Source organism: Streptomyces sp. NBC_01241 (assembly GCF_041435435.1).
Classification (GTDB): Bacteria; Actinomycetota; Actinomycetes; order Streptomycetales; family Streptomycetaceae; genus Streptomyces.
Genome location: NZ_CP108494.1, coordinates 6,935,994 through 6,957,944 on the forward strand (window position 1 = coordinate 6,935,994; position 21,951 = coordinate 6,957,944).

The 21,951-nt window shown below is 70.3% G+C and carries 25 protein-coding genes; 9 read left to right on the forward strand and 16 right to left on the reverse strand.

All coding sequences use genetic code 11. From position 1 onward, the window contains the following. Positions 1–51 precede the first annotated feature (51 nt). The 6 genes from OG306_RS31255 to OG306_RS31280 all read left to right on the forward strand — a co-directional run bounded on the left by OG306_RS31255 (position 52) and on the right by OG306_RS31280 (position 5,805). Positions 52–1,023, forward strand: coding sequence for a carbohydrate ABC transporter permease (locus OG306_RS31255; RefSeq protein WP_266749456.1), 972 nt, complete (start codon positions 52–54; stop codon positions 1,021–1,023). Beyond that, positions 1,020–1,859 (forward strand): carbohydrate ABC transporter permease, encoded by an 840-nt coding sequence (locus OG306_RS31260; protein ID WP_266749458.1) that lies wholly within the window; start codon positions 1,020–1,022, stop codon positions 1,857–1,859. Before OG306_RS31255 ends, OG306_RS31260 begins: the two co-directional genes overlap by 4 nt. Beyond that, positions 1,859–3,157: an ABC transporter substrate-binding protein gene (locus tag OG306_RS31265; RefSeq protein WP_266749459.1), complete on the forward strand. Its 1,299-nt coding sequence runs from the start codon at positions 1,859–1,861 to the stop codon at positions 3,155–3,157. Before OG306_RS31260 ends, OG306_RS31265 begins: the two co-directional genes overlap by 1 nt. A gap of 369 nt (positions 3,158–3,526) precedes the next feature. Further along, the gene (locus tag OG306_RS31270; RefSeq protein ID WP_327258613.1) at positions 3,527–4,729 is read left to right on the forward strand and encodes a S8 family peptidase; all 1,203 of its coding nucleotides are present in this window, start codon (positions 3,527–3,529) and stop codon (positions 4,727–4,729) included. A gap of 123 nt (positions 4,730–4,852) precedes the next feature. After that, positions 4,853–5,413 carry a DUF1697 domain-containing protein gene (locus OG306_RS31275; RefSeq protein ID WP_327349257.1) on the forward strand — a complete coding sequence of 187 codons (561 nt, stop codon included), beginning with the start codon at positions 4,853–4,855 and terminating at the stop codon, positions 5,411–5,413. Continuing rightward, positions 5,410–5,805, forward strand: a complete 396-nt coding sequence (locus OG306_RS31280) for a nuclear transport factor 2 family protein (protein WP_266749463.1) — start codon at positions 5,410–5,412, stop codon at positions 5,803–5,805. The genes OG306_RS31275 and OG306_RS31280 overlap by 4 nt, the downstream gene beginning before the upstream one ends. 6 nt (positions 5,806–5,811) lie before the next feature. Here OG306_RS31280 and OG306_RS31285 read toward each other — a convergent pair whose 3' ends face one another. Beyond that, positions 5,812–6,159: an ATP-binding cassette domain-containing protein gene (locus OG306_RS31285; RefSeq protein WP_266907570.1), complete on the reverse strand. Its 348-nt coding sequence runs from the start codon at positions 6,157–6,159 to the stop codon at positions 5,812–5,814. Positions 6,160–6,238: 79 nt separating this feature from the next. Next, positions 6,239–7,108 carry an aldo/keto reductase gene (locus OG306_RS31290; protein ID WP_266749464.1) on the reverse strand — a complete coding sequence of 290 codons (870 nt, stop codon included), beginning with the start codon at positions 7,106–7,108 and terminating at the stop codon, positions 6,239–6,241. 112 nt (positions 7,109–7,220) lie between these two features. On the opposite strand from OG306_RS31290, the gene OG306_RS31295 reads away from it, so the two are divergent. From OG306_RS31295 to OG306_RS31305, 3 genes are all read left to right on the forward strand, one after another. After that, positions 7,221–8,219, forward strand: coding sequence for a ketopantoate reductase family protein (locus tag OG306_RS31295; RefSeq protein WP_371665913.1), 999 nt, complete (start codon positions 7,221–7,223; stop codon positions 8,217–8,219). 69 nt (positions 8,220–8,288) lie between these two features. After that, complete coding sequence (locus OG306_RS31300; protein WP_266749466.1) at positions 8,289–8,870, forward strand: TIGR03086 family metal-binding protein; 582 nt, start codon at positions 8,289–8,291, stop codon at positions 8,868–8,870. A gap of 68 nt (positions 8,871–8,938) precedes the next feature. Then, a complete protein-coding gene (locus OG306_RS31305) occupies positions 8,939–9,571 on the forward strand; it encodes a DsbA family protein (protein ID WP_266749467.1) in 633 nt (210 codons plus the stop codon). 27 nt (positions 9,572–9,598) lie between these two features. Here the strand turns inward: OG306_RS31305 and OG306_RS31310 are convergent, their stop codons facing one another. The 14 genes from OG306_RS31310 to OG306_RS31375 all read right to left on the reverse strand — a co-directional run bounded on the left by OG306_RS31310 (position 9,599) and on the right by OG306_RS31375 (position 21,945). Then, a complete protein-coding gene (locus OG306_RS31310) occupies positions 9,599–10,351 on the reverse strand; it encodes a sirohydrochlorin chelatase (protein WP_371665914.1) in 753 nt (250 codons plus the stop codon). Between the two features lie 8 nt (positions 10,352–10,359). Continuing rightward, positions 10,360–11,238 carry an ABC transporter permease gene (locus OG306_RS31315; protein WP_266905037.1) on the reverse strand — a complete coding sequence of 293 codons (879 nt, stop codon included), beginning with the start codon at positions 11,236–11,238 and terminating at the stop codon, positions 10,360–10,362. After that, complete coding sequence (locus OG306_RS31320) at positions 11,225–12,013, reverse strand: ABC transporter ATP-binding protein (protein WP_266749472.1); 789 nt, start codon at positions 12,011–12,013, stop codon at positions 11,225–11,227. The genes OG306_RS31315 and OG306_RS31320 overlap by 14 nt, the downstream gene beginning before the upstream one ends. A 34-nt stretch (positions 12,014–12,047) precedes the next feature. Beyond that, positions 12,048–13,163 (reverse strand): aliphatic sulfonate ABC transporter substrate-binding protein, encoded by a 1,116-nt coding sequence (locus OG306_RS31325; RefSeq protein WP_266749473.1) that lies wholly within the window; start codon positions 13,161–13,163, stop codon positions 12,048–12,050. 235 nt (positions 13,164–13,398) lie between these two features. Then, on the reverse strand, positions 13,399–14,784 hold the full coding sequence (locus tag OG306_RS31330) for a sulfate adenylyltransferase subunit 1 (RefSeq protein WP_266749474.1): 1,386 nt from the start codon (positions 14,782–14,784) through the stop codon (positions 13,399–13,401). A gap of 1 nt (position 14,785) precedes the next feature. Beyond that, a complete protein-coding gene (gene cysD / locus OG306_RS31335) occupies positions 14,786–15,721 on the reverse strand; it encodes a sulfate adenylyltransferase subunit CysD (protein WP_266749476.1) in 936 nt (311 codons plus the stop codon). Continuing rightward, positions 15,718–16,263, reverse strand: a complete 546-nt coding sequence (gene cysC / locus OG306_RS31340; protein ID WP_371665915.1) for an adenylyl-sulfate kinase — start codon at positions 16,261–16,263, stop codon at positions 15,718–15,720. Before cysC ends, cysD begins: the two co-directional genes overlap by 4 nt. A gap of 23 nt (positions 16,264–16,286) precedes the next feature. Continuing rightward, positions 16,287–16,988, reverse strand: a complete 702-nt coding sequence (locus OG306_RS31345) for a phosphoadenylyl-sulfate reductase (RefSeq protein WP_327258608.1) — start codon at positions 16,986–16,988, stop codon at positions 16,287–16,289. After that, complete coding sequence (locus tag OG306_RS31350; RefSeq protein WP_266749480.1) at positions 16,985–17,164, reverse strand: hypothetical protein; 180 nt, start codon at positions 17,162–17,164, stop codon at positions 16,985–16,987. Before OG306_RS31350 ends, OG306_RS31345 begins: the two co-directional genes overlap by 4 nt. Beyond that, positions 17,161–18,858: a nitrite/sulfite reductase gene (locus OG306_RS31355; protein ID WP_266905031.1), complete on the reverse strand. Its 1,698-nt coding sequence runs from the start codon at positions 18,856–18,858 to the stop codon at positions 17,161–17,163. Before OG306_RS31355 ends, OG306_RS31350 begins: the two co-directional genes overlap by 4 nt. 114 nt (positions 18,859–18,972) lie before the next feature. Continuing rightward, entirely contained in the window at positions 18,973–19,056 is an 84-nt protein-coding gene (locus OG306_RS31360) for a putative leader peptide (RefSeq protein WP_311203059.1), read from the reverse strand. A gap of 178 nt (positions 19,057–19,234) precedes the next feature. Then, entirely contained in the window at positions 19,235–19,828 is a 594-nt protein-coding gene (locus OG306_RS31365; RefSeq protein ID WP_266749483.1) for a GNAT family N-acetyltransferase, read from the reverse strand. Positions 19,829–19,920: 92 nt separating this feature from the next. After that, positions 19,921–20,157 (reverse strand): hypothetical protein, encoded by a 237-nt coding sequence (locus tag OG306_RS31370; protein WP_327350226.1) that lies wholly within the window; start codon positions 20,155–20,157, stop codon positions 19,921–19,923. 138 nt (positions 20,158–20,295) lie between these two features. After that, positions 20,296–21,945: an acyl-CoA dehydrogenase family protein gene (locus OG306_RS31375; RefSeq protein ID WP_371665916.1), complete on the reverse strand. Its 1,650-nt coding sequence runs from the start codon at positions 21,943–21,945 to the stop codon at positions 20,296–20,298. Positions 21,946–21,951: the final 6 nt, after the last annotated feature.

A 21,951-nucleotide genomic window follows, 5' to 3' on the forward strand; every position in this document is an offset into this window, starting at 1 on the left:
GCACGATGACGAGGACCACCTGAGCGGCCAGAACGGTATGAAACCGATCGAATGACGCAAGGGGGCAAATTCGTGACATTAGCGAGTGCGACCGTAAAATCCGGGACACACGGCCCGCCCGGCAGTCCACACGACAGGCAGCACCGGCCGGTCAACCGGAGCGCCGGCTCCTGGTTCCTGGTGCTGCCCGCGCTGATCCCGATCCTCATCCTCAGCGTCGGCCCGCTCCTTTACGGTGTCGCGCTGGCTTTCACCGACGCACAGTCCGGCCGCACCCGCTCGACCCAGTGGGTGGGCGGGCTGAACTTCCAGGACCTGCTCCACGACACCCTCTTCTGGGAGTCCTTCCGGATCGGTCTCCTGTGGGCGGTCGGCGTCACGGTCCCGCAGTTCGTGCTGGCGCTCGGCCTCGCCCTGCTGCTCAACCAGAATCTGCGGATGCGCTGGCTGGCCCGGGCGCTGGCGATCATTCCGTGGGCGATGCCCGAGGTGGTCGTCGGCATCATGTGGCGGCTCGTCTACAACCCGGACGCGGGGGTGCTCAACGAGACCATCCGCGATCTCGGCCTCGGCGACGGCCGGGCCTGGCTCACCGGACTCGCCACCGCCCTGCCCGCCGTGATCGTCGTGGGCGTCTGGGCCGGCATGCCGCAGACCACCGTCGCCCTGCTGGCCGGGCTGCAGAACACCCCGCACGAACTCCACGAGGCCGCCGCGCTGGACGGGGCGGGCGCCTGGCGCCGCTTCCGTACCGTCACCTGGCCCGCGCTCAGACCGGTTGCGCTCTCCATCACCGCGCTCAACTTCATTTGGAACTTCAACTCCTTCGCCCTGGTCTACGTACTGACCAGCGGCGGACCCGGCGGCCGTACCCGGCTGCCGATGCTCTTCGCCTACGAAGAGGCATTCCGCTACGGACAGTTCGGCTACGCCGCGGCGATGGGCTGCGTGATGGTCGCGGTGATCTCCGTGATCCTCGCCGGGTATCTCGTCGGCCGGCTCAGGGGAGGCGAGGACCGGTGAGCGCGCGTACCAGCAGATCCGCACGTGCCGGACAGTACGTCGCACTGCTCGGCTATCTCGTCTTCCTGGTGTTCCCGTTCCTGTGGCTGATCTCCACCGCCTTCAAACCGGCGCGCGAACTGGGCTCCCTGCACCCGACCTGGATCCCCGAACATCCGACGCTCGACAACTTCCGCGCGGCGTTCGACGAGCAGCCGCTTCTCCAGGCCGCCATCAATTCGCTGATCGTCGCCCTCTGCGCCGCCGTCGTCGCGGTCCTCGTCGCCACGCCCATGGCGTATGTGACGGCCCGCCACCGCTCCAGGCTCTCGACGGCCACCACGGGCTGGGTTGTCGTCAGCCAGGCGTTCCCGTTCGTCCTGCTGATCATTCCGCTCTTCCTGGTCCTGAAGAACCTCCATCTGATCAACACCCTGTGGGGGCTGGCCATGGTGTACGTGGTCTGGGCGCTGCCGTTCGCGCTGTGGATGCTGACCGGATACGTACGGGCCGTGCCCGCCGAGCTCGAAGAGGCCGCCGCGGTAGACGGCGCGGGCCGGCTGCGTACGCTCGTCTCGGTCACCGCGCCGCTGCTGGCCCCCGGCATCGTCGCCACGGCGCTCTTCGCGTTCATCACCGCGTGGAACGAGTTCTTCTTCGCGCTCGTCCTGCTCAAGACACCGGAGAAGCAGACCTTGCCGGTCGTACTGACCCACTTCCTCGGCGCGGAGGGCGCGGCCGATCTCGGACCGCTCGCCGCCGCCGCGTTCCTCGTGACCCTTCCCTCGCTGGTCGTCTTCGCGCTCATCCAGCGGCGGATCACCGGTTCCATGCTGGCCGGGGCGGTGAAGAGCTGATGCGCGCACGGGTACGGACGACGGCCGCCGCCGTGGCCACCGCGCTGGCTCTGCTGCTCACCGGCTGCGCGGGGACGGGCGACGGCAGGGTCGACGACGGGCGGACCGAGCTCAGCTTCCAGTCGCTGGCCTGGCAGAAGGAGTCCGTCGACGCCAACAAGCAACTGGTGAAGGAGTGGAACGCGACCCACCCCGACATCCACGTCACCTACGTCCAGGGCAGCTGGGACACCGTCCACGACCAGCTGCTCACCTCCTTCGAGGGCGACGAGGCCCCGGACGTCATCCATGACGCCTCCGACGACCTCGCCGACTTCGCGTACGGCGGCTACCTCGCAGATCTGCGCACGCTCCTCCCGGACCGGCTGACCGCCGACATCCCGCAGCAGAGCTGGCAGACCACCACCTTCGGCGACGGCGTCTACGGAGTGCCGTTCCTCCAGGAACCCCGCGTACTGATCGCCAACACCCGGATCCTCAAGGAGTCGGGGGTCCGTATCCCCACCCCTGCCACCCCCTGGAGCTGGACCGAATTCCGGGAGGTCACCAAGGAGCTGACCGGCAAGGGGAGATACGGCGTCGCCTGGCCGCTCAAGGAGCCGGTCTCCGTCACCCTCAACCTCGGGCTCTCCGCCGGCGGCAGGCTCTTCCACCGCGGCGCCGACGGCAAGGTGACCATCAGTGCGGGCGAGGGCGACCAGGTCGTCCCCGGCACCATTCACGACCAGGTGAACACCGACCACAGCGCCGCACGCACCACGCTCGGCATGGGCGGCTCCGACACCCTGCCGGGATTCTTCGGCGGCAAGTACGCGATGGTTCCGCTCGGCTTCTCGTACCGCCAGCAGGTCGTCGAGCAGGCCCCCGAGGGCTTCGAGTGGACGGTGCTGCCCGCCCCCGTCGGCAGCGGGGGACTCGCCCAGGGGGTGAGCCCGCAGACCCTCTCCGTCTCGGAGGCCAGCCCGCACAAGAAGGAGGCCGCGCAGTTCATCGACTTCCTGCTGCGGCCGCCGAACATGGTGCGTCTCGCCAAGGGGGACTGGATGCTCCCGACCGGCACGGCGGCCCTGGCGGACCCGGCCCTGCACACCGACAAGGACGGCTGGTCGACCGGTGTCGAGGTCGCGAAGGGGCTCCGGCCGGCGCCCGCCCAGGCGGTCCGCGGTTACCCGGAATGGAAGGACAAGGTCGCCACGCCCGCCCTCCAGGAGTACTACAGCGGGGCGATCGGGGCGGCGGAGCTGAGGAAACGTCTGGTGGACGACGGGAACCGGGTGCTGGCCCGCTATCAGCGCTGAGACGGCCCCGAAGGGCGAGCGCCGCCCGCAAACCGGGGCCGAACCGTACGCGTGACGGGCGGGGATGGAATCAAGCCGAGTCCTCGCCCGCCCGGGGGCGCCGCCCTGTTCCCTCTTCCCGCCTGCGAAGGGTGCCGGTCGTCGACGCGGGAGCGGCGAACCCCTGACGCGGGACGGGTGTGGCGACGGCCGTGTCCGACGTGGATGCGGCTGGCCTGTTTCTTATTACGAAGGCTTGTTGAATAAGTCACAGCCGCATGAAGGTCTTGATCTGAGCGCGTCAATCGGCGAGGGTTTCGAGCCAACCCCCGGAGATATTCCGGCCGGAGGTCAATCCCCCCACAAAGAATGACGAGGAGACCCCTCTTCATGGCAATTCACAAGCGCGCACGCCGGATCAAGCTGACCGCGGCGACAACCGCCGTGGCCGCGGCCGCCGGAGTCACCCTGATGGGCAGCTCCCTCGCCGGAGCCGCTCCGGCTCCCGCGACGGGCATCGTCTACGGTGCGGACGCGGCGGACGCCGTATCGGGCAGTTACATCGTGATGCTGGACCACAAGGCCGACAAGGCGAAGCTCGCCAAGGAGTACGGCGGCGAGCTCGAGCGGAACTACAGCTCCGCCATCAACGGATTCTCCGCCAGTGGCCTCACGCTGACCGAGGCCAAGCGCCTGGCCGCCGACCCGGCCGTCTCCAAGGTCGTCCAGAACAAGAAGTTCCACATCGACGCCACCCAGCAGAACCCGCCGTCCTGGGGACTGGACCGGATCGACCAGACCGAGACGGCCGGCGACGACGCGTACACCTACCCGGACAGCGCGGGCGAGGGCGTCACCGCGTACGTCATCGACACCGGTGTCCGCACCACGCACAACGAGTTCGAGGGCCGGGCCACCTCGGGCTACGACGCCGTCGACAACGACGACAGCGCCGACGACGGCAACGGCCACGGCACCCATGTGGCGGGCACCATCGCCGGTGCGACCTACGGGGTCGCCAAGAAGGCGAACGTCGTCGCCGTCCGGGTCCTCGACGACTCCGGCTCGGGCACCACCGAGCAGGTCGTCGCCGGCATCGACTGGGTCACCGAACACCACGAGGGCCCCTCCGTCGCCAACATGAGCCTCGGCGGCGGCGCGGACGAGGCGCTCGACGCAGCGGTCCAGAAGGCCATCGCCTCCGGAGTCACCTTCGCGGTGGCTGCCGGAAACGGCTCCACCGACGCGAGCGACAGCTCCCCGGCCCGCGTCCCGGAGGCCATCACGGTCGCCTCGTCCACGGTGGACGACGAGCAGTCGTCGTTCTCCAACTACGGCTCGATCGTGGACATCTACGCCCCTGGATCGGACATCACCTCGTCCTGGAACGACAGCGACGACGGCTCCCACACCATCTCCGGTACGTCCATGGCGACCCCGCACGTCGTCGGTGCCGCCGCCGTCTACCTCTCCGGACACCCGGACGCCACCCCGGAAGAGGTCGCCACGGCCCTGACCGACGGTGCCACCCCCGACGCGATCTCCAACGCGACCGAGGGCACACCGAACAAGCTGCTGAGGGTCGTCGAGTAACCGCCCCCCCGCAGCCGTGACCGGGCAGCAAAGGCCCGGCGCGACGGAATCGGCGGCCGCCGCGCCCTCCCCCACGGGGCGCGGCGGCCGCACCGCGCGAAGCGATCGTCCTATGGTGTGCCCATGACGATGTACGCGGCGCTGCTGCGCGGAATCAACGTGAGCGGCCACAAGAAGGTTCCGATGGCCGAACTCCGCACACTGCTCACCGAACTGGGCCACGGCGACGTCCGCACCCACCTGCAGAGCGGCAACGCCGTGTTCAGCAGCCCGTCGGACGACGAGATCACACTCGCCGCCGAACTGGAACGGGCCATCGAGAAACGGTTCGGCTTCCCCGTCCCCTGCCTGGTCCGGGACGGCGCCTACCTCGCGGCAGTTGCGGCGGCCTGCCCCTTCCCGGCCGCCGAACTCGAAGGCAGACAACTGCACATCACCTACTTCGGACAGCCCGTCGACGCCGAACGCTTCGCCCGGATCGACCCGGCGGCCTACCTCCCCGAGGAGTTCCGGCTCGGCGACCGCGCGCTCTACCTCTACGCCCCCGACGGACTGGGCCGCTCCAAACTCGCCGACGCACTGTCCCGGCCCGCCCTCACCAAGGACCTCACGGCCACCTCGCGCAACTGGAACACCGTGGTCAAGCTAGTGGAAATGACCGCACACGACGGAGCCCGCACATGAGCGAACCGTCCCCCGCGGTGGCCGCGGCCGTCGAGGGCGAGCTCCGCCTCCTGGACCCGTCGGTACGAGCCTCCGCCGAACTCCTCTCCCAGGTACTGCACCCCGAGTACCGCGAGATCGACTCCACCGGCCGGGTCTGGGACCGCGACATGATGATCGCCTCGCTCACCGGGGACGACGCCCCGCACCCCGGCCCGCTCACCGCGTCCCGGATGCGCGGAGTCCAGCTGGACGGCCAACTCGTCCACGTCACCTACGACACCGAGGTGAAGGGGCGCTTCGCCCACCGCAGTTCGCTGTGGCGGCCGACCGGCGTGGGCTGGTTGCTCTACTTCCACCAGGCCACCCTGTTCGACCACGCCCCGCACGCCGGTCCGGACGACAAGGGCTGAGCCCGCTCAGCGACGGGCGACGCGCTGCGCCCGCGCCGTCCAGCGGCCGTCCGTACGGGAGATCCGCACCGGATGCCCGAAGCAGTCGCTGACCCGGTCGGTGGTCAGTACCCCGTCGGCCGGTCCCGATGCCACGCACCGGCCGGCGCGCAGCAGCATCGCATGCGTGGTCGAGGCGGGCAGCTCCTCCAGATGATGCGTGACCAGGACCGTCGCCAGCCCCAGCAGCGTACTCTTCCCGGCCCCGTTGGCACCGAGCAGTGCCCAGTGCTCACCGCTGCGCACGGTCAGCGAGACCGAGTCGAGCAGAACCTTGCCGTCCCGTACCAGCGAAACGCCGTCGGCCCGGATCACCGGGGCGCCCGAGGGGCCGGGGACACCGGCCGGGGTGGGGGCGGGAGGGGTGGTACGCGTGGTCACGTGCGGTACTCCTTCATGCGGGTGCGAGCGCCTCCAGGCGGCTCATGTCCTCGGCGGACAGCCGGATCTCCCGCGCCCCCAGGTTCTCCGCGAGATGGCCGGGCGAACCGGTGCCCGGAGTCGGGCACAGCACGGGTGAGTGGTGCAGCAGCCAGGCGAGGGCGATCTGCCCGCGGGTGGCACCGTGCCGGTCGGCGATACCGGCGAGCGCCGTGACCGCCTCGCCGGTCAGCGCGCCGTTCGCCAGCGGGAACCAGGGCAGAAAAGCCAGGCCGTGGGCCTCGCACACCTTCAGTACCGGGTCCGACGAACGGTCCAGGAGATTGAAGCGGTTCTGCACCGAGGCGATCCCGGTCAGGGAGAGGGCCTGCTCCAGCTGGTCGGCGGTGAGGGTGTCCAGACCGATGTACCGGATCTTACCTTCCTGCCTCAGCGCCTCCAGAGTCCCCAGTTGGTCGGCCATCGGGACGTCCGGGTCCAGCCGGTGCAACTGGTAGAGATCGATCCGGTCCGTCCGCAGTCGCCGCAGACTGGCCTCGCACATCGCCCGCAGCTGCTCGGGGCGGCCCGCGACGTGCCAGGCGCTGTCGCTGGTCCGCACCACACCGCCCTTGGTCGCGACGACCAGATCCTCGCGGTACGGGTGAAGGGCCTCGGCGACCAGTTCCTCGGCCAGCCCGGGGCCGTAGTTGTCGGCGGTGTCGATGAGCGTGACCCCTTGTTCGACCGCCGCCCGCAGCACGGCCACGGCCTCGCGTCGCTCCCCGCGCGGACCCCAGTATCCGGGGCCGGCCAGCTGGGCGGTGCCATATCCGAGACGGCGTACGGGCAGCTCGCCACCGAGCAGGAACACATCGCCGTGCGGCTGTGACGTGGAAGACATGATGGGAACACTAGTCCCCCTCGATGATCCGATCTTCCGTCCTATGCTGAGGTGTTGCCGGCCCTTCGGGGCACCGTTGTGCCGACCTGCGCGGCCGTGGACGGGAGTGGGGATGCGCTACATCATCATCGGGGCGGGCGCCGTCGGCGGCGTCCTCGGGGGACGGCTGGCCGAGGCCGGCCACGACCTCGTGCTCGTCGCACGAGGTGCGCAGTACGAGGCGTTGCGCGCCGGCGGGCTGCGGCTCGTCACGCCCGACGGGCCGTCCACCCGTCCGATCCCCGTCGTCGACCGACCCGAGGCGCTCGAACTGACCGCGGACGACGTTCTCGTGCTCGCCGTGAAGACGCAGGACAGCACGGCCGCGCTCGATGCCTGGAGCGTCCGGCCCGTCGCGGGCGGCTCCACGGCGGGTCAGCGGCTGCCGCTGATCTGCGCGCAGAACGGGGTGGAGAGCGAACGCCTCGCACTGCGGCGCTTCCGGCGCGTGTACGGCATGTGCGTCTGGCTGCCCGCCACCTTCGTCGAACCCGGCGAGGTCTTGGCCGCCGGAACGCCGCTGACCGGCGTTCTGCACCTGGGCCGCTACCCGGCGGGGACCGACGAGACGGCCCGGCTGATCGCCGCCGACCTGGAGAAGTCGAAGCTGCTCGCCCCGGTCGTGCATGACGTGATGCGCTGGAAGTACGGCAAGCTGCTCTCCAACCTCGCCAACGCGATCGAGGCCGTCACCGGCCCGCTCACCGGACAGGGCGCGTCCGCGCTGCTGGAGCGGGCACTCGCCGAGGGGCGGGCCGTGCTCGCGGCCGCCGGCATCGATCCGGTCAGCCAGGAGGACCAGGCCGCGGCGCGGGCCGGTCTCCGCTTCGAACCGTTCGACGGCTCCCCTCGCGGCTGCGGCTCGTCCTGGCAGAGCCTCAGCCGGGGCACCGGCACGATCGAAGCCGACTACCTCAACGGCGAGATCGTGCTGCTCGGCCGCCTCCACGGCGTACCCACGCCCGTCAACGACGTACTTCGCCGCACCGCGAACACGTTCGCGCGCGAGCGCCGGGAGCCCGGCTCGATGCCCGTGGCCGAACTGGTCGCACTCGTCGACGCCGCCACCTGAAGCGACGGGCCCGGCCGTCGTCGCCTTTCTTCAATACCGTTGTCAGTGGCCCGTCCTAGTCTGGGACGCATGAAGATCGAGCACACTCACATGACCGAAGTCGCCGGCGAGGCGGCCCGCATCGCGCGTTCCATCACCACCGATCAGCTCGGACTGCCCACTCCCTGTGGCGACTGGGACCTGCGTGAACTCATCAACCACTGGGTGCTCTACACCTCCCACGGCCTGGAGCACCGCGCCCTGGGCAAGGATCTCCCCGACGAGCTCACCACCCGCGACTTCACCGCCGACGCCGACTGGGCGCAGCAGTACGCGGCACAACTGGACCGGGCCGTCGCCGCCTGGTCGGACCCGGCGGTCTGGGACGGCGAGGTCGACCTCGGGAATTCCACGACGCCCGCTGCCGAGACAGCCGCGATGCTCATCGAGGAGACGGCCCTGCACACCTGGGACGTGGCCCGCGCCGTCGGCGAGGAGCTCCGGCTCTCCGACGCCGCGGCCGCCTATGTCCTCGATGTCGTCGACGGCAACGCCGCGCTCTACCGGCAGTACGACGGCTTCGCCGACGAGGTGACGGTGCCCGGATCGGCGTCGCTGCTCCAACGGGCGCTGGCCCGCAGCGGTCGCGACCCGCACTGGGCCAGGGCCTGAAAGTGGCCCAGTTGATCGGACGGTGAATGGCCCGGGACGGTACGCCAATACCTGTCTAGGCTCGACGCATGACCACTCACCGCACCCCGGACACGGGCAGGACCGCCGTCGACTTCTACTTCGACCCAGCCTGCCCGTTCGCCTGGATCACCTCCCGCTGGATGCTGGAGGTGGAGCAGCAGCGCGACATCGAGCTCCGTTTCCACGTCATGAGCCTCTACCTGCACAACATCGGCAACGAACTCCCCGACTGGTACCGGGAACTGGTCGACCGGTCGATCGGCCCGGTGCGGGTCGCGGTCGCCGCGGCAGCCGACCACGGTGACGCCGTGCTCCGCGATCTCTACACCGCGATGGGCAGCCGCGTCCACCAGCAGAAGAACGAGGACTTCGACGAAGTGATCGCCGAATCCCTGGCCGAGCTCGGCCTGCCCGCCGGGCTCGCCACCGCCGCGCACGCGGACACGTACGACGAGGCACTGCGGCGCAGCCACGACGCCGGCAAGGATCCGGAGGCGGACGCCTATGTCGGTACGCCCACGATCCATGTCGACGGTTCGGTCTGGTTCGGGCCGGTCCTGCGGGCCGTGCCGCGTGGTGAGGAGGCGGCGCGGGTCTTCGACAGCTTCCGCGTACTTGCCGGGAATCCGGACCTCTTCGAACTCAAGCGGACCCGCACGGGCAGCCTGGACGTGGGCTGATGGACGTCGGCCTCGGCGCGCCGAGCTCTACGCGGTGAGCGTGGCCGCCCGGGCGCGCGGGACGCGGGCCTCGTCGTACCGGGTCAGCAGCAGCCGTGCCAGCTCCGGTGACGCGCCGAGGACATCGGCCAGCACGTCCGCCCCGGCCGCGCCCGCGGCGATGCGGTCCGGGAGCCGGCCGGGTGCGATGACATAGGGAGCCACCGCCACCCGCCGTACGCCCTCGGCACGCAGGGTCCGTATGGCGTCCTCGGTGCGGGGGAGGGATGCGGAGGCGAACGCAGGCCGCACGGCGCACCAACCGGTGTGCCGCAGCTCCCGCGCGATTTCAGCGATCACTGCGATCGCCTCCGGGTCTGTGGAGCCCGCCGAGGCCAGGACGAGCCCGGTCGAGCCGCGGTCACCGGGACGGATCCCGGCTTCGTGCAGCCGTCGTTCCAGTGCCGAGTTCAGCAGGGGTGACGGGCCGAGCACCTCGGCCTGCCGGATGCGCATCCGAGGCAGCCTGGTCCGGGCCTCGTGCAGCACCGTCGGGATGTCGGACTTGGCGTGGAAGGCCCGGGTGAGCAGGAGGGGGAGCGCGATGACGGCCCCCGCCCCCTGTGCGGCCAGCCGCTCCAACACCCGCGGCACCGACGGTGCGTTGAAGTCCAGGAAGCCGGTCTCCACGCGCAGCCCCGGCCGCAGCGACCGCACCCGCGCGGTCAGCGCGTGCACGGTCGCCGCGTGCCGTGGGTCGTGGCTGCCGTGGGCGATGACGAGGAGGACCGGGGCGGACATGGCGTGGCTCAGTTCTTGACGAGGAGACCGCGGCTGCGCAGCACCCACCGCTCCAGCGGACTGAAGATCAGCAGGTCGATCGCGATGCCGACGAACAGGATCAGGATGATGGCCAGGAAGATGCCGGGCATGTCGGCGTTGTTGCGGCCGTTTTCCAGCAACTGCCCGAGCCCGAGCCCGAGGTCGGGGGAGGACGCGATGATCTCGGCGGCCATCAGCGAGCGCCAGGAGAACGCCCAGCCCTGCTTGAGACCGGCCAGATAGCCGGGCAATGCGGCCGGCAGCACGATGTGCCAGGTTCCGCGCAGCCCGGTCGCACCGAGCGTGCGGCCCGCCCTGAGGAACAGCGGCGGCACCTGGTCGACGCCGGAGACCAGCCCGTTGGCGACCGAGGGGACGGCGCCCAGCAGGATCACCGCGTACATCATCTTGTCGTTCAGCCCGAGCCAGATCACCGCGGGCGCCACCCAGGCCACCGACGGCAGGGACTGCAGCCCGGACAGGATCGGGCCGATCGCCGCCCGTACGAACCTCACCCGGGCAACCAGCAGACCCAGCGGCGTACCGATGGCCACGGCCAGCAGGAAGCCGAGCAGACCGCGCGAGATGCTGGTCCAGACGACGTCCAGGAGCGTCCCCCGCAGCCACATGTCGACCGCGCTGCTCCACACCGCACCCGGTGAGGGCAGCTTGTAGTCGTCGGTGACCCGGGACTCGACGAGCAACTGCCAGACGACGACCACCAGCGCCACGGCGAGCACCGGCGGCAGCACCTTGCGGAGCAGCACCTCGCGCACCGGGGTGCGGCGCACCTGCACGGCGTCCAGCGCGTCGAGCCCGGCCTCCAGCCCGGCCAGACCGTCGGGCTTGGTATCAGTGCCGGCCATGACGGCGGATCTCCCCACGCAGTTGTTCGGTGATCTCAAGGGACAGTTCCGCCACAGCGGTGTCCTCGATACGGCGCGGCTGATCGATGTCGACCGTCCACTCGCGGGCGATCCGGCCGGGCCGGGACGACAGCAGGACGACGCGCTCGGCGAGCCGTACCGCCTCGCGCACGTTGTGTGTGACGAAGAGGACCGAGACCTTCGTCTCGCGCCAGATCCGGGTCAGCTCGTCATGCAGTACGTCCCGGGTGATGGCGTCGAGCGCGGCGAACGGCTCGTCCATCAGCAGCAGTTGACTGGCCTGGGCGAGCGCCCGGGCCATCGCCACCCGCTGCCGCATGCCGCCGGAGAGCTCATGCACCCGTTTCCCGTACGACCCGCCCAGCCGTACGAGTTCCAGCAGCCGCTCCGCCTCCGTGCGGCGCTCCGACTTGGGTACGCCGCGCAGCCGCAGCGCGAGTTCGATGTTCTTGCCCGCGGTCAGCCACGGGAACAGGGCGTGCTCCTGGAACATCAGGGCCGGGCGCCCGCCGGGGGTCTCGATGGATCCCGCGGCCGGGCGGTCGAGCCCGGCCACCAGGTTCAGCAGCGTCGACTTTCCGCACCCGGAGGCTCCCAGGAGGGTGACGAACTCGCCCGGTGCGACATCGAGCGTGATGTCGTCCAGGACGAGCTGCTGCCCCGCCGGTCCGCCGAAGGACTTGGAGACATGCGAGATACGAGCGGCGTGCCCGACCGAGACACGGTCCTCGGCCTCGGTGAGAGTGGTCGCCATGGTCGTCACCTCCTGGGAGTCTGCGAGCGGGGGCTTACTTGACGCCGAGGCCGGCGTCGGCCACCTCGGGCCTGCCCGCGGCCTTGAGGATCTTGTTCAGCGGCTTCAGGTCGTAGATGCCGTTGAGGTCCGGCTTCTCCAGAAGGCCCGCCTTCACCGCGTGCTGGGCCTGCGCGTCGAGCGTGGCCGCCAGCGGGTCGTCGGTGATCTGGATCGACTTCCACGCCGGGTCGATGATTTCGGCGGGCAGCGCCTTGCCGGTCAGCTTCTTCAGTGCCGCGTTGGCGGAGGCCTTCGCCTTGTCCGGGTCGGCGTTGATCCACGCGTTGGTCTTCACCGAGCCCCGCAGTACCGCCTCGACGACGTCCGGGTGCTCCTTGAGGAATTTCTGCGACACGATGATGTTCGTGATCACGAACTTGTCGCCCGGCCACAGCGTCGACTCGTCGAGCAGTTCCCTGGCCCCCTCGGCGACCAGCTTGGACGCGGTGGGCTCGGGGACCCAGGCGCCGTCGATGGAACCGGACTTGTAGGCGTCCGGTGTCACCTTGTTGTCCGTACGGACCACGGAGACGTCGCCCTGGCCGCTCTGGGCGTCGACCTTCCAGCCCCTCTCGGAGATCCAGTTGAGGAAGGCCACGTCCTGGGTGTTGCCGAGCTGCGGGGTGGCGATCTTCTTGCCCTTGAGGTCGTCGAGGGTCTTGACCTTCTTCGGGTCGACGACCAGCTTCACACCGCCGGAGGCCGAACCGCCGATGATCCGCAGGTTCTTGCCCTTGGACTTCGTGTAGCCGTTGATGGAGGGCGACGGGCCGATGAAGCCGATGTCGATCGAGTCGGCGTTCAGCGCCTCGATCTCGGACGGCCCCGCGTTGAACTGCGAGGTCTTCAGCTGCGTGCCGCCGAGCTCCTTCTGGAAGAGGCCCTCCTGGTCACCGACCAGGGCGGTGGCGTGCGTGAGGTTCGGGAAGTACCCGATCCGTACGGTGTCCGCGGAGAGCTTCTTCGCGTCGGCGGCGACGTTCGACTTCTTGGCGTCGTCGTCCTTCGCCTCGGAGCCGTAGCCGCAGGCGGTGAGCGCGACGGCGAGCAGCGGCAGGGCGGCGGCAGCGGCGAGGCCGCGGCGCAGCGTGGTACGGGGGGCAGGCACGGGAGGCTTTCCTCTCGTCGGCCCGGTGCTCGCGTCCCTCGGAACTTACGGGGACGCGGCCGGGAAGTCGGCAGGTCTTCGTCTGAACGGGTGGTGCGGGTGGTACGGGTGGGCGCGCAGGCAGTGCGCGTACGTCATCACGCACATCGCGCGACCCCGCCCTGGCCGCTGCCGAGGGCGCCGCTGCCGACGCGGCCGCCCTCCTTCGCGAACGTGGAGTAGATGTCGATGGTCATCAGAAGTCCCACTCGGCGTCGTCGGCCGCGTCGGCGTCGTCGGCTGCGGGATCGGTCACGGCGGCGAACGAGGCACCGGCCATGCCCGCCGACAGCGTGGTGCCGTCCGACGGGTCGATCAGCAGGAAGGAGCCGGTGCGCCGGGAGTCCGCGTACGCGTCGAGGGCGAGCGGCTCCGCGGTGCGGACGACGACCCGGCCGATGTCGTTGGCGACGAGCCGGCCGGGGGCCGGGTGCTGGGAGAGGTCGTCCAGCGTGAGGCGCGAGGGGATGTCCTTGACGATCGCCTTGACCGTGCGGGTGGTGTGCTTGAGCAGCACCCGCTGGCCGACGGTGAGTGGCCGGTCGGCGACGTGGCAGACGGTCGCCTCGACGTCCTGGGTGACAGCGGGCGCGTCGTCGGCCGGCGCGATCAGGTCGCCGCGCGAGATGTCGATATCGTCGGCCAGCCGGATCGTCACCGACTGGGGCGCCCAGGCGATGTCCACGCTCTCGCCGAGCGCGTCGATCGCGGTGACCGTCGACGTGCGGCCCGAGGGCAGGACGGTGACGGTCTCACCGACGCGGAACGCGCCGGCCGCGATCTGGCCCGCGTAGCCACGGTAGTCCGGGTGCTCGGCGGTCTGCGGCCGGATGACGTACTGGACGGGGAAGCGGGCGTGGCAGGCGGTGAGGTCGTGGCTGACCGGTACCGTCTCCAGGTGTTCCAGGACCGTCGGGCCGCCGTACCAGTCCATGTTCGCCGACGGTTCCACGACGTTGTCGCCGGCCAGCGCGGAGATCGGGATCGCGGTACACCAGTTTTCCTGGGGGTCGCCCCCAGACCCCCAGCCCGGGACGCCCAGGGAGGCCGCGTACGCGGTGAACTCCTCGGCGATGGCAGCGAACACCGGCTCCGCGTAGTCGACCAGGTCCATCTTGTTGACGGCCAGTACGACGTGCGGCACCCGCAGCAGTGCGGCGACCGCGGCATGGCGGCGGGTCTGCTCGACGACGCCGTTGCGGGCGTCGACCAGGACGACGGCCAGCTCGGCCGTCGAGGCGCCCGTCACCATGTTCCGGGTGTACTGCACATGCCCCGGGGTGTCGGCCAGGATGAAACGGCGGCGTGGCGTCGCGAAGTAGCGGTAGGCGACATCGATGGTGATGCCCTGCTCACGTTCGGCCCGCAGCCCGTCGGTCAGCAGCGCCAGATCGGGCGCCTCCTGGCCCCGGCTGCGCGAGGCGCGCTCGACGGCCTCCAGCTGGTCGGTGAGGACCGACTTGGAGTCGTGCAGCAGACGTCCCACGAGGGTGGACTTGCCGTCGTCGACGGACCCCGCGGTGGCGAACCGCAGCAGGGTGGTGGTCGACAACTGCTCTGCGTGCTGGGTGAGTGTGGTCATCTTAGAAGTACCCCTCGCGCTTGCGGTCTTCCATCGCGGCCTCGGACATCTTGTCGTCGGCACGCGTCGCGCCCCGCTCGGTGAGCCGGGAGGCGGCGATCTCGTCGATCACGGCGTCCAGCGTCGTCGCGTCCGAGTCGACGGCGCCGGTGCACGACATGTCACCGACCGTGCGGTAGCGGACCTGCCGGGTCTCGACCCGCTCGTCCTCCTTGGGGCCGCCCCAGTCGCCCGCGGTCAGCCACATGCCGGAGCGGTTGAAGACCTCGCGCTCATGGGCGAAGTAGATCTCCGGGAGCTCGATGCCCTCGCGGTCGATGTACTGCCAGACGTCCAGCTCGGTCCAGTTGGAGATCGGGAAGACCCGGACGTGCTCACCGGGGGCGTGCCGGCCGTTGTAGAGCTGCCACAGCTCGGGGCGCTGGCGGCGCGGGTCCCACTGGGAGAACTCGTCGCGCAGCGAGAAGACCCGCTCCTTGGCGCGCGCCTTCTCCTCGTCGCGGCGCCCGCCGCCGAACACGGCGTCGAAGCGGTGCTGCTGGATCGCCTCGGTCAGCGGCACGGTCTGGAGCGGGTTGCGGGTGCCGTCCCGGCGCTCGCGGAGCTTCCCGGCGTCGATGTACTCCTGCACGGAGGCGACGTGGAGCCGCAGCCCGTGCCGGGCCACCGTGCGGTCGCGGTACTCCAGCACCTCGGGGAAGTTGTGCCCGGTGTCGACGTGCAGCAGTGCGAACGGCACCGGCGCGGGCGCGAACGCCTTGAGCGCCAGGTGCAGCATCACGATCGAGTCCTTGCCTCCGGAGAACAGGATCACCGGCCGCTCGAACTCACCCGCCACCTCACGGAAGATGTGCACGGCCTCGGACTCCAGGGAGTCCAGGTGGCTGAGTGCGTACGGATTGCCGGTGCCTTCCGACACAGTCGCGACGGTCGTCACGCTGCACCCCTCTCGCTCAGCAGCGCGTACAGCTCCGCCGCGGACTCCTGCACGGTCTGTCGGTGCGACTCGATCCGCAGATCCGGCGACTCGGGCGCCTCGTACGGGTCGTCGACCCCGGTGAGCCCGCTGATCTCGCCCGCCGCCTGCTTGGCGTAGAGCCCCTTCACATCGCGTACGGAACACACCTCGACCGGGGTCGCGACGTGCACCTCCAGATACGCGGTCCCCTCGGCCTGGTGCCGCGCCCGCACCGCGTCGCGGCTGTCCGCGTACGGGGCGATGACGGGGACCAGCACCTTCACGCCGTTGGCCGCCAGCAGCTCGGCGACGAAGCCGATCCGCTGGACGTTGGTGTGGCGGTCCTCGCGGGAGAAGCCGAGACCCGCGGAGAGGAACTCCCGGATCTCGTCGCCGTCGAGGACCTCCACGCGGTGGCCCTCGCCGCGCAGCCGCCCGGCGAGTTCGTACGCGATGGTGGTCTTGCCCGCGCTCGGCAGACCGGTCAGCCAGATGGTGGCACCCGTCTCCGTCACGCTCATCGAAGTCTCCTGATCAGTCGTCATCAGTCGTGCAGCCCGCACTCGGTCTTGCCCCGGCCGGCCCAGCGTCCGGCGCGTGCGTCCTCGCCCTCCAGCACCCGGCGGGTGCAGGGCGCGCAGCCGACGGAGGCGTATCCGTCCATCAACAGCGGGTTGGTGAGGACGCCGTGCTCCGCGACGTACGCATCGACGTCGTCCTGGGTCCAGCGGGCGATCGGCGAGACCTTGACCTTCTGCCGCTTCTCGTCCCAGCCGACGACCGGGGTGTTCGCCCGGGTCGGGGACTCGTCGCGGCGCAGCCCGGTCGCCCAGGCCGCGTACGAAGTCAGGCCCTCCTCAAGGGGCTTGACCTTCCGCAGCTTGCAGCACAGGTCGGGGTCGCGGTCGTGCAGCTTCGGCCCGTACGCGGCGTCCTGCTCGGCCACGGTCTGCCGCGGGGTGAGCGTGATGACGTGGACGTCCATCACGGCTTCGACCGCGTCGCGGGTCCCGATCGTCTCGGGGAAGTGGTAGCCGGTGTCGAGGAAGACCACGTCGACGCCGGGAAAGGCGCGCGAGGCGAGGTGGGCGACGACCGCGTCCTCCATGGACGAGGTGACGCAGAACCGCTTGCCGAAGGTGTCGGAGGCCCACTTCAGGACTTCCAGCGGGGAGGCACTCTCCAGCTCCCGGCCCGCGCGTTCGGCCAGGCTCTTGAGGTCACCGGTCTGCTGAGTGTCCGTCATATCCCATCCCGTTCAACGTCGTTGCGCTGAAGTCCCCGGGTCAGCAGACCCAGGAACTTGAGCTGGAACGCGCGGTTGCAGGAAGCGCATTCCCAGGCGCCGTGGCCGGTCTCGTGCGGGCGCAGGTCCTCGTCGCCGCAGTAGGGGCAGTGGAACGGTGCGGCGCGCTCGCTCATGACAGCGACTCCGCACTGGCCCGCGCCGCCCACGTCGCGAACCGCTCGCCGTCCTCGCGCTCCTCCTGGAAGCGGCCCAGGACCCGCTCGACGTAGTCGGGCAGCTCGGTCGAAGTGACCTTCAGGCCACGGACCTTGCGGCCGAACCCGGCCTCAAGACCCAGGGCGCCGCCCAGGTGGACCTGGTAGCCCTCGACCTGATTGCCGTCGTCGTCCAGCACGAGCTGGCCCTTGAGGCCGATGTCGGCGGTCTGGATGCGGGCGCACGCGTTGGGGCAGCCGTTGAGGTTGATGGTGAGCGGTTCGTCGAAGTCCGGCAGACGGCGCTCCAGTTCGTCGATGAGCGAGGCGCCGCGCGCCTTCGTCTCGACGATCGCCAGCTTGCAGAACTCGATGCCGGTGCAGGCCATCGTGCCGCGGCGGAACGGTGACGGCCGCACCTGGAAGTCGAGCGCCTCCAGTCCGGCGACCAGGGAGTCCACCTGGTCCGACGCCACGTCGAGGATGAGCATCTTCTGCTCGACGGTGGTACGCAGCCGGTCCGAGCCGTGCGCGGCGGCCAGCTCGGCGATCTTGGCGAGTGTGGAGCCGTCCACGCGGCCGACCCTGGGGGCGAAACCGACGTAGAAACGGCCGTCCTGCTGCTGGTGCACACCCACGTGGTCGCGCCAGCGGCTGCTGGGCTGCCCGGGCGCGGGCCCGTCGATCAGCGGACGCTTCAGGTACTCGTCCTCCAGCACCTGGCGGAACTTGGCGGGGCCCCAGTCGGCCATCAGGAACTTCAGCCGGGCGCGGGTGCGCAGCCGCCGGTACCCGTAGTCGCGGAAGATGCCGACGACTGCGGCCCAGACGTCCGGAACCTCGTCGAGCGGCACCCAGGCGCCGAGACGCTCGGCGAGCCGCGGATTGGTGGAGAGCCCGCCACCGACCCAGACGTCGAAACCCGGACCGTGCTCGGGGTGGACCACACCGACGAACGCGATGTCGTTGATCTCGTGCACCACGTCCTGCACCGGCGAACCCGAGATCGCGGTCTTGAACTTGCGCGGCAGGTTGGAGAATTCCTTGTTGCCGATGTAGCGGTCGTGGATCTCGTCGACGGCGGGTGTGCCGTCGACGATCTCGTCGGCGGCTATCCCCGCCACGGGGGAGCCGATGATCACGCGGGGGCAGTCGCCGCAGGCCTCGGTGGTGGAGAGCCCGACGGCCTCCAGCTTCTCCCAGATCGCCGGGACGTCCTCGATGCGGATCCAGTGCAGCTGGATGTTCTGCCGGTCGGTGATGTCCGCGGTGCCGCGTGCGTACTCCTGCGAGATCTCGCCGATGACCCGCAGCTGCGCGGTGGTCAGCCGGCCGCCGTCGATCCGGACCCGCAGCATGAAGTACTTGTCGTCGAGCTCCTCCGGCTCCAGGACCGCGGTCTTGCCGCCGTCGATGCCGGGCTTTCGCTGGGTGTACAGACCCCACCAACGCATGCGCCCACGAAGGTCGTTGGGGTCGATCGAGTCGAAACCGCGCTTCGCGTAGATCGTCTCAATGCGTGTCCGCACATTGAGACCGTCGTCATCCTTCTTGAACTGCTCATTGCCGTTGAGCGGAGTGTGGTGCCCCACGGCCCACTGGCCTTCGCCACGGTGGCGACCGGCCTTGCGGCGGGGCGTGACGGGCGCAGGCTGTTCCGGGGTAGCGGCCATGACGGTACGTCCTTCGGGACTGCAGGAGGGCGGCTCTGAACTGCACACTCGCGCTGAGGCGCGGCGGTGCGCAGGATGGGCAGAGAAAAAAGGATCGCGGCGGTGCTGGGACTCTCAGCTCGCCGGACAGATGGCGCTGGACACGCGGCCGAGGTCGACGTGGCGTCGACTCACCAAGGCAATTCCAGTTCCAGACATGACGGAAGCGTGTCACGCGAATCTCCGGGCAGTCCACCACGATCCATGATGTGGACGAGAGTGTCCCGTCATGCGAGACGACGTGGTGCCCGTCACCCGGCCCGCGCGGGCCGGGCCGCCCACAATAGCCGTAATCACCCCATTTGTCGTCGGAAGTTGCCGCCCCGTTGCCTGCGTACTACCGCTTCGCCCCCGGCCACGGCCCGGGCGTCGCCACCTCCGGCTCCAGCTCGATCTTCGTGTCGAAGAGCCGGAAGCCCCGCCGCAGATAGTTGTCCATGGCGTGCGGGCCGTCCTTGGAGCACGTGTGCAGCCACACCCGCTTCGTCGGCGTCCGCTCTGGCTGGCGCTCCGCCAGGTCCCAGGCACGGGCGACCCCGTACGAGAGCAGATGGCCGCCGATCCGGCGCCCCCGGAAGGCGGGTATCAGTCCGAAGTACATGACCTCGACCACGCCGTCGTCCTGCGGATCCAGCTCGATGTATCCGGCCGGCGTCCCGTTCGCGTACGCCACCCAGGTCTCCGCCCCGGGCCGGTCCAGCGCCTCCTGCCACTGCGCGTACGTCATCGTGAGCCGGTCGGTCCACTGGATGTCGCCGCCGACCGCCGTGTACAGGAACCGGCTGAACTCGGGCAGCGGCACTTCGGACCGGACGATCCGTACATCGCCCTCCGGGACGGCGGCGGGGCGCAGATCGTCGGGGGAGGTCTGTTCCAGGGACCAGATGGTCACCTCGGCGGGGGTGTCGGCGGTGCGCGCGGGGTTGCTCATGACTGCCAGGGAATCATGCCGTGCGGCCCGGACCCAAGCCGGTCCCACGGCCCGGACGACGGCACCGGCCACACGCCCGCGAAAGGGAGGCCCTACGGGGCCGTACGCGCCCCGATCACCACCGGAGCCGTCGAACGCGGCAGCTGATCGGCCGGGTGATCCGGGCGGATCACCTCGACCTCGACCCCTTCACCGAAGCGGTACGGGCGGTGCGCCAGGGACTCGCTCCGTAGCGGCATCACCTTGCTCGGCGCCGAAGTCCGACGCCGGTGTTCGATCTCGTCCAGCTCCAGCAGCACGCTCTCGGTGGACTTGGTCCGGATCGACACCGCAGCGCAGCACGCGGTCCCACGAGGCGCTGGTCTCCGCCCGCGGGGCGACCGGGGAACCACAGCGTGGAGGGTGGTGCCGTGTCGGCGCAGCACCACCTTCCGTCGCTGTACGGGCAAGCACCACCGTCCGTCGCTCTACGGGCGGCCCTGGCGTTCGACGGGCCGCGCCCGTTCGACCACCGATGCCAGAGCGAGGCTGTGCGGCAGCGTCCCGAACGCCGTGCCCCAGTCCCCGCCCAGCCGTGACGCGCAGAACGCGTCGGCGACCTCCGGCGGCGCCCAGCGCACCAGCAGCGAACCCTGCAGCACGAGCGCCATCCGCTCGACCAGCCTGCGGGCCCGCGCCTCGATCCCGGTCAGATCCGCGAATTCCGTCAGCATGTCCTTGACCGCCCTGTCCAGCCGGTGATCGGCGCCGCGCGCCCTGCCGATCTCCTGGAGGAACGCGTTCAGCGCCATCGGCTCGCGCTGCAGCGCCCGCAGCACATCCAGCGCCTGTACGTTGCCCGAGCCCTCCCAGATCGAGTTGAGCGGCGCCTCCCTCAGCAGCCGCGGCATCCCGGACTCCTCGACGTAGCCGTTGCCGCCGAGACACTCCAGCGCCTCGCCCACCAGCGGCGCGCACCGCTTCGTCACCCAGTACTTCGCCGTCGGCACCGCGATCCGCAGGAAGGCCCGCTCGCTCTCCGTGTCCGCGTCGTATGCAGCGGCCAGCCGCAGCGCCAGCACCGTCGCCGCCTCCGACTCCAGCGCCAGATCGGCCAGCACATTGCGCATCAGCGGCTTCTCCACCAGCACCCCGCCGAACGCGCTGCGGTAGGTGCAGTGATGGATCGCCTGCGCCACCGCCTGCCGCATCAGCGCCGCCGAACCGACCACACAGTCCAGCCGCGTCGCCGCCACCATCTCGATGATGGTGCGCACCCCGTGCCCCTCGTCGCCGACCCGGCGCGCCCACGTCCCGTCGAACTCGACCTCGCTCGACGCGTTGGACCGGTTGCCCAGCTTGTCCTTCAGCCGCTGGATCGCGAACGCGTTGCGGGTGCCGTCGGGCAGCACCCGCGGCAGCAGAAGACACGTCAGGCCGTCGGGCGCCTGCGCCAGCACCAGGAAGGCGTCGGACATCGGTGCCGAACAGAACCACTTGTGCCCGGTGAGCAGATACTCGCCCGCCGCGGCCAGCGGCTCGGCCCGCGTCGTGTTCGACCGTACGTCGCTGCCGCCCTGCTTCTCCGTCATGCCCATCCCGAAGAGCACGCCGGCTTTCTGCGCGGCGGGCCGCAGCCCCCGCTCGTACACCGTCGAGGTCAGCAGCGGCTCCCACTCGGCGGCCAGCGCCGGATCGGTCCGCAGCGCGGGCACCGCCGCGTGCGTCATCGACAGCGGGCAGCCGTGCCCCGCCTCGGCCTGCGTCCACACCAGGAAGCCTGCCGCCCGCCTCACATGACCGCCGGGCCTGCCCCAGGCGTCGGTGAGACCCGCACCGACCGCATGCCCCAGCAGCCGGTGCCAGGCCGGGTGGAACTCCACCTCGTCGATGCGATTCCCGTACCGGTCGTGGGTGCGCAGCACCGGCGGATTCTCGTTCGCCTGCGCCCCCCACGCCTGTACCTGCGCGGAGCCCGCGGCCCTGCCCAGCTCACCGAGCCCGCCTCGGGCCTCGGCGAACAGCTCGGGTGCCATGTGACGTCGTACCGCCTCGGTGAGCGCGAGGTCGGCGCCGAAGACGTCGTAGCCGGCCAGCGGCGGTACCTGGTTGAACACGGTGTGGGTGGTGGCTGCCATGCCGAT

What these genes read in the sequence shown, in the direction of transcription:
- OG306_RS31255 (WP_266749456.1), top strand. Translation starts at nt 52, where the DNA reads ATGACGCAAGGGGGCAAATTCGTGACATTAGCGAGTGCGACCGTAAAA.
- OG306_RS31265 (WP_266749459.1), top strand. Translation starts at nt 1,859, where the DNA reads ATGCGCGCACGGGTACGGACGACGGCCGCCGCCGTGGCCACCGCGCTG.
- OG306_RS31270 (WP_327258613.1), top strand. Translation starts at nt 3,527, where the DNA reads ATGGCAATTCACAAGCGCGCACGCCGGATCAAGCTGACCGCGGCGACA.
- OG306_RS31275 (WP_327349257.1), top strand. Translation starts at nt 4,853, where the DNA reads ATGACGATGTACGCGGCGCTGCTGCGCGGAATCAACGTGAGCGGCCAC.
- OG306_RS31280 (WP_266749463.1), top strand. Translation starts at nt 5,410, where the DNA reads ATGAGCGAACCGTCCCCCGCGGTGGCCGCGGCCGTCGAGGGCGAGCTC.
- OG306_RS31290 (WP_266749464.1), bottom strand. Translation starts at nt 7,108, where the DNA reads ATGTCTTCCACGTCACAGCCGCACGGCGATGTGTTCCTGCTCGGTGGC.
- OG306_RS31295 (WP_371665913.1), top strand. Translation starts at nt 7,221, where the DNA reads ATGCGCTACATCATCATCGGGGCGGGCGCCGTCGGCGGCGTCCTCGGG.
- OG306_RS31300 (WP_266749466.1), top strand. Translation starts at nt 8,289, where the DNA reads ATGAAGATCGAGCACACTCACATGACCGAAGTCGCCGGCGAGGCGGCC.
- OG306_RS31305 (WP_266749467.1), top strand. Translation starts at nt 8,939, where the DNA reads ATGACCACTCACCGCACCCCGGACACGGGCAGGACCGCCGTCGACTTC.
- OG306_RS31310 (WP_371665914.1), bottom strand. Translation starts at nt 10,351, where the DNA reads ATGTCCGCCCCGGTCCTCCTCGTCATCGCCCACGGCAGCCACGACCCA.
- OG306_RS31315 (WP_266905037.1), bottom strand. Translation starts at nt 11,238, where the DNA reads ATGGCCGGCACTGATACCAAGCCCGACGGTCTGGCCGGGCTGGAGGCC.
- OG306_RS31320 (WP_266749472.1), bottom strand. Translation starts at nt 12,013, where the DNA reads ATGGCGACCACTCTCACCGAGGCCGAGGACCGTGTCTCGGTCGGGCAC.
- OG306_RS31330 (WP_266749474.1), bottom strand. Translation starts at nt 14,784, where the DNA reads ATGACCACACTCACCCAGCACGCAGAGCAGTTGTCGACCACCACCCTG.
- cysC (WP_371665915.1), bottom strand. Translation starts at nt 16,263, where the DNA reads ATGAGCGTGACGGAGACGGGTGCCACCATCTGGCTGACCGGTCTGCCG.
- OG306_RS31345 (WP_327258608.1), bottom strand. Translation starts at nt 16,988, where the DNA reads ATGACGGACACTCAGCAGACCGGTGACCTCAAGAGCCTGGCCGAACGC.
- OG306_RS31350 (WP_266749480.1), bottom strand. Translation starts at nt 17,164, where the DNA reads ATGAGCGAGCGCGCCGCACCGTTCCACTGCCCCTACTGCGGCGACGAG.
- OG306_RS31355 (WP_266905031.1), bottom strand. Translation starts at nt 18,858, where the DNA reads ATGGCCGCTACCCCGGAACAGCCTGCGCCCGTCACGCCCCGCCGCAAG.
- OG306_RS31360 (WP_311203059.1), bottom strand. Translation starts at nt 19,056, where the DNA reads ATGTCTGGAACTGGAATTGCCTTGGTGAGTCGACGCCACGTCGACCTC.
- OG306_RS31365 (WP_266749483.1), bottom strand. Translation starts at nt 19,828, where the DNA reads ATGAGCAACCCCGCGCGCACCGCCGACACCCCCGCCGAGGTGACCATC.
- OG306_RS31375 (WP_371665916.1), bottom strand. Translation starts at nt 21,945, where the DNA reads ATGGCAGCCACCACCCACACCGTGTTCAACCAGGTACCGCCGCTGGCC.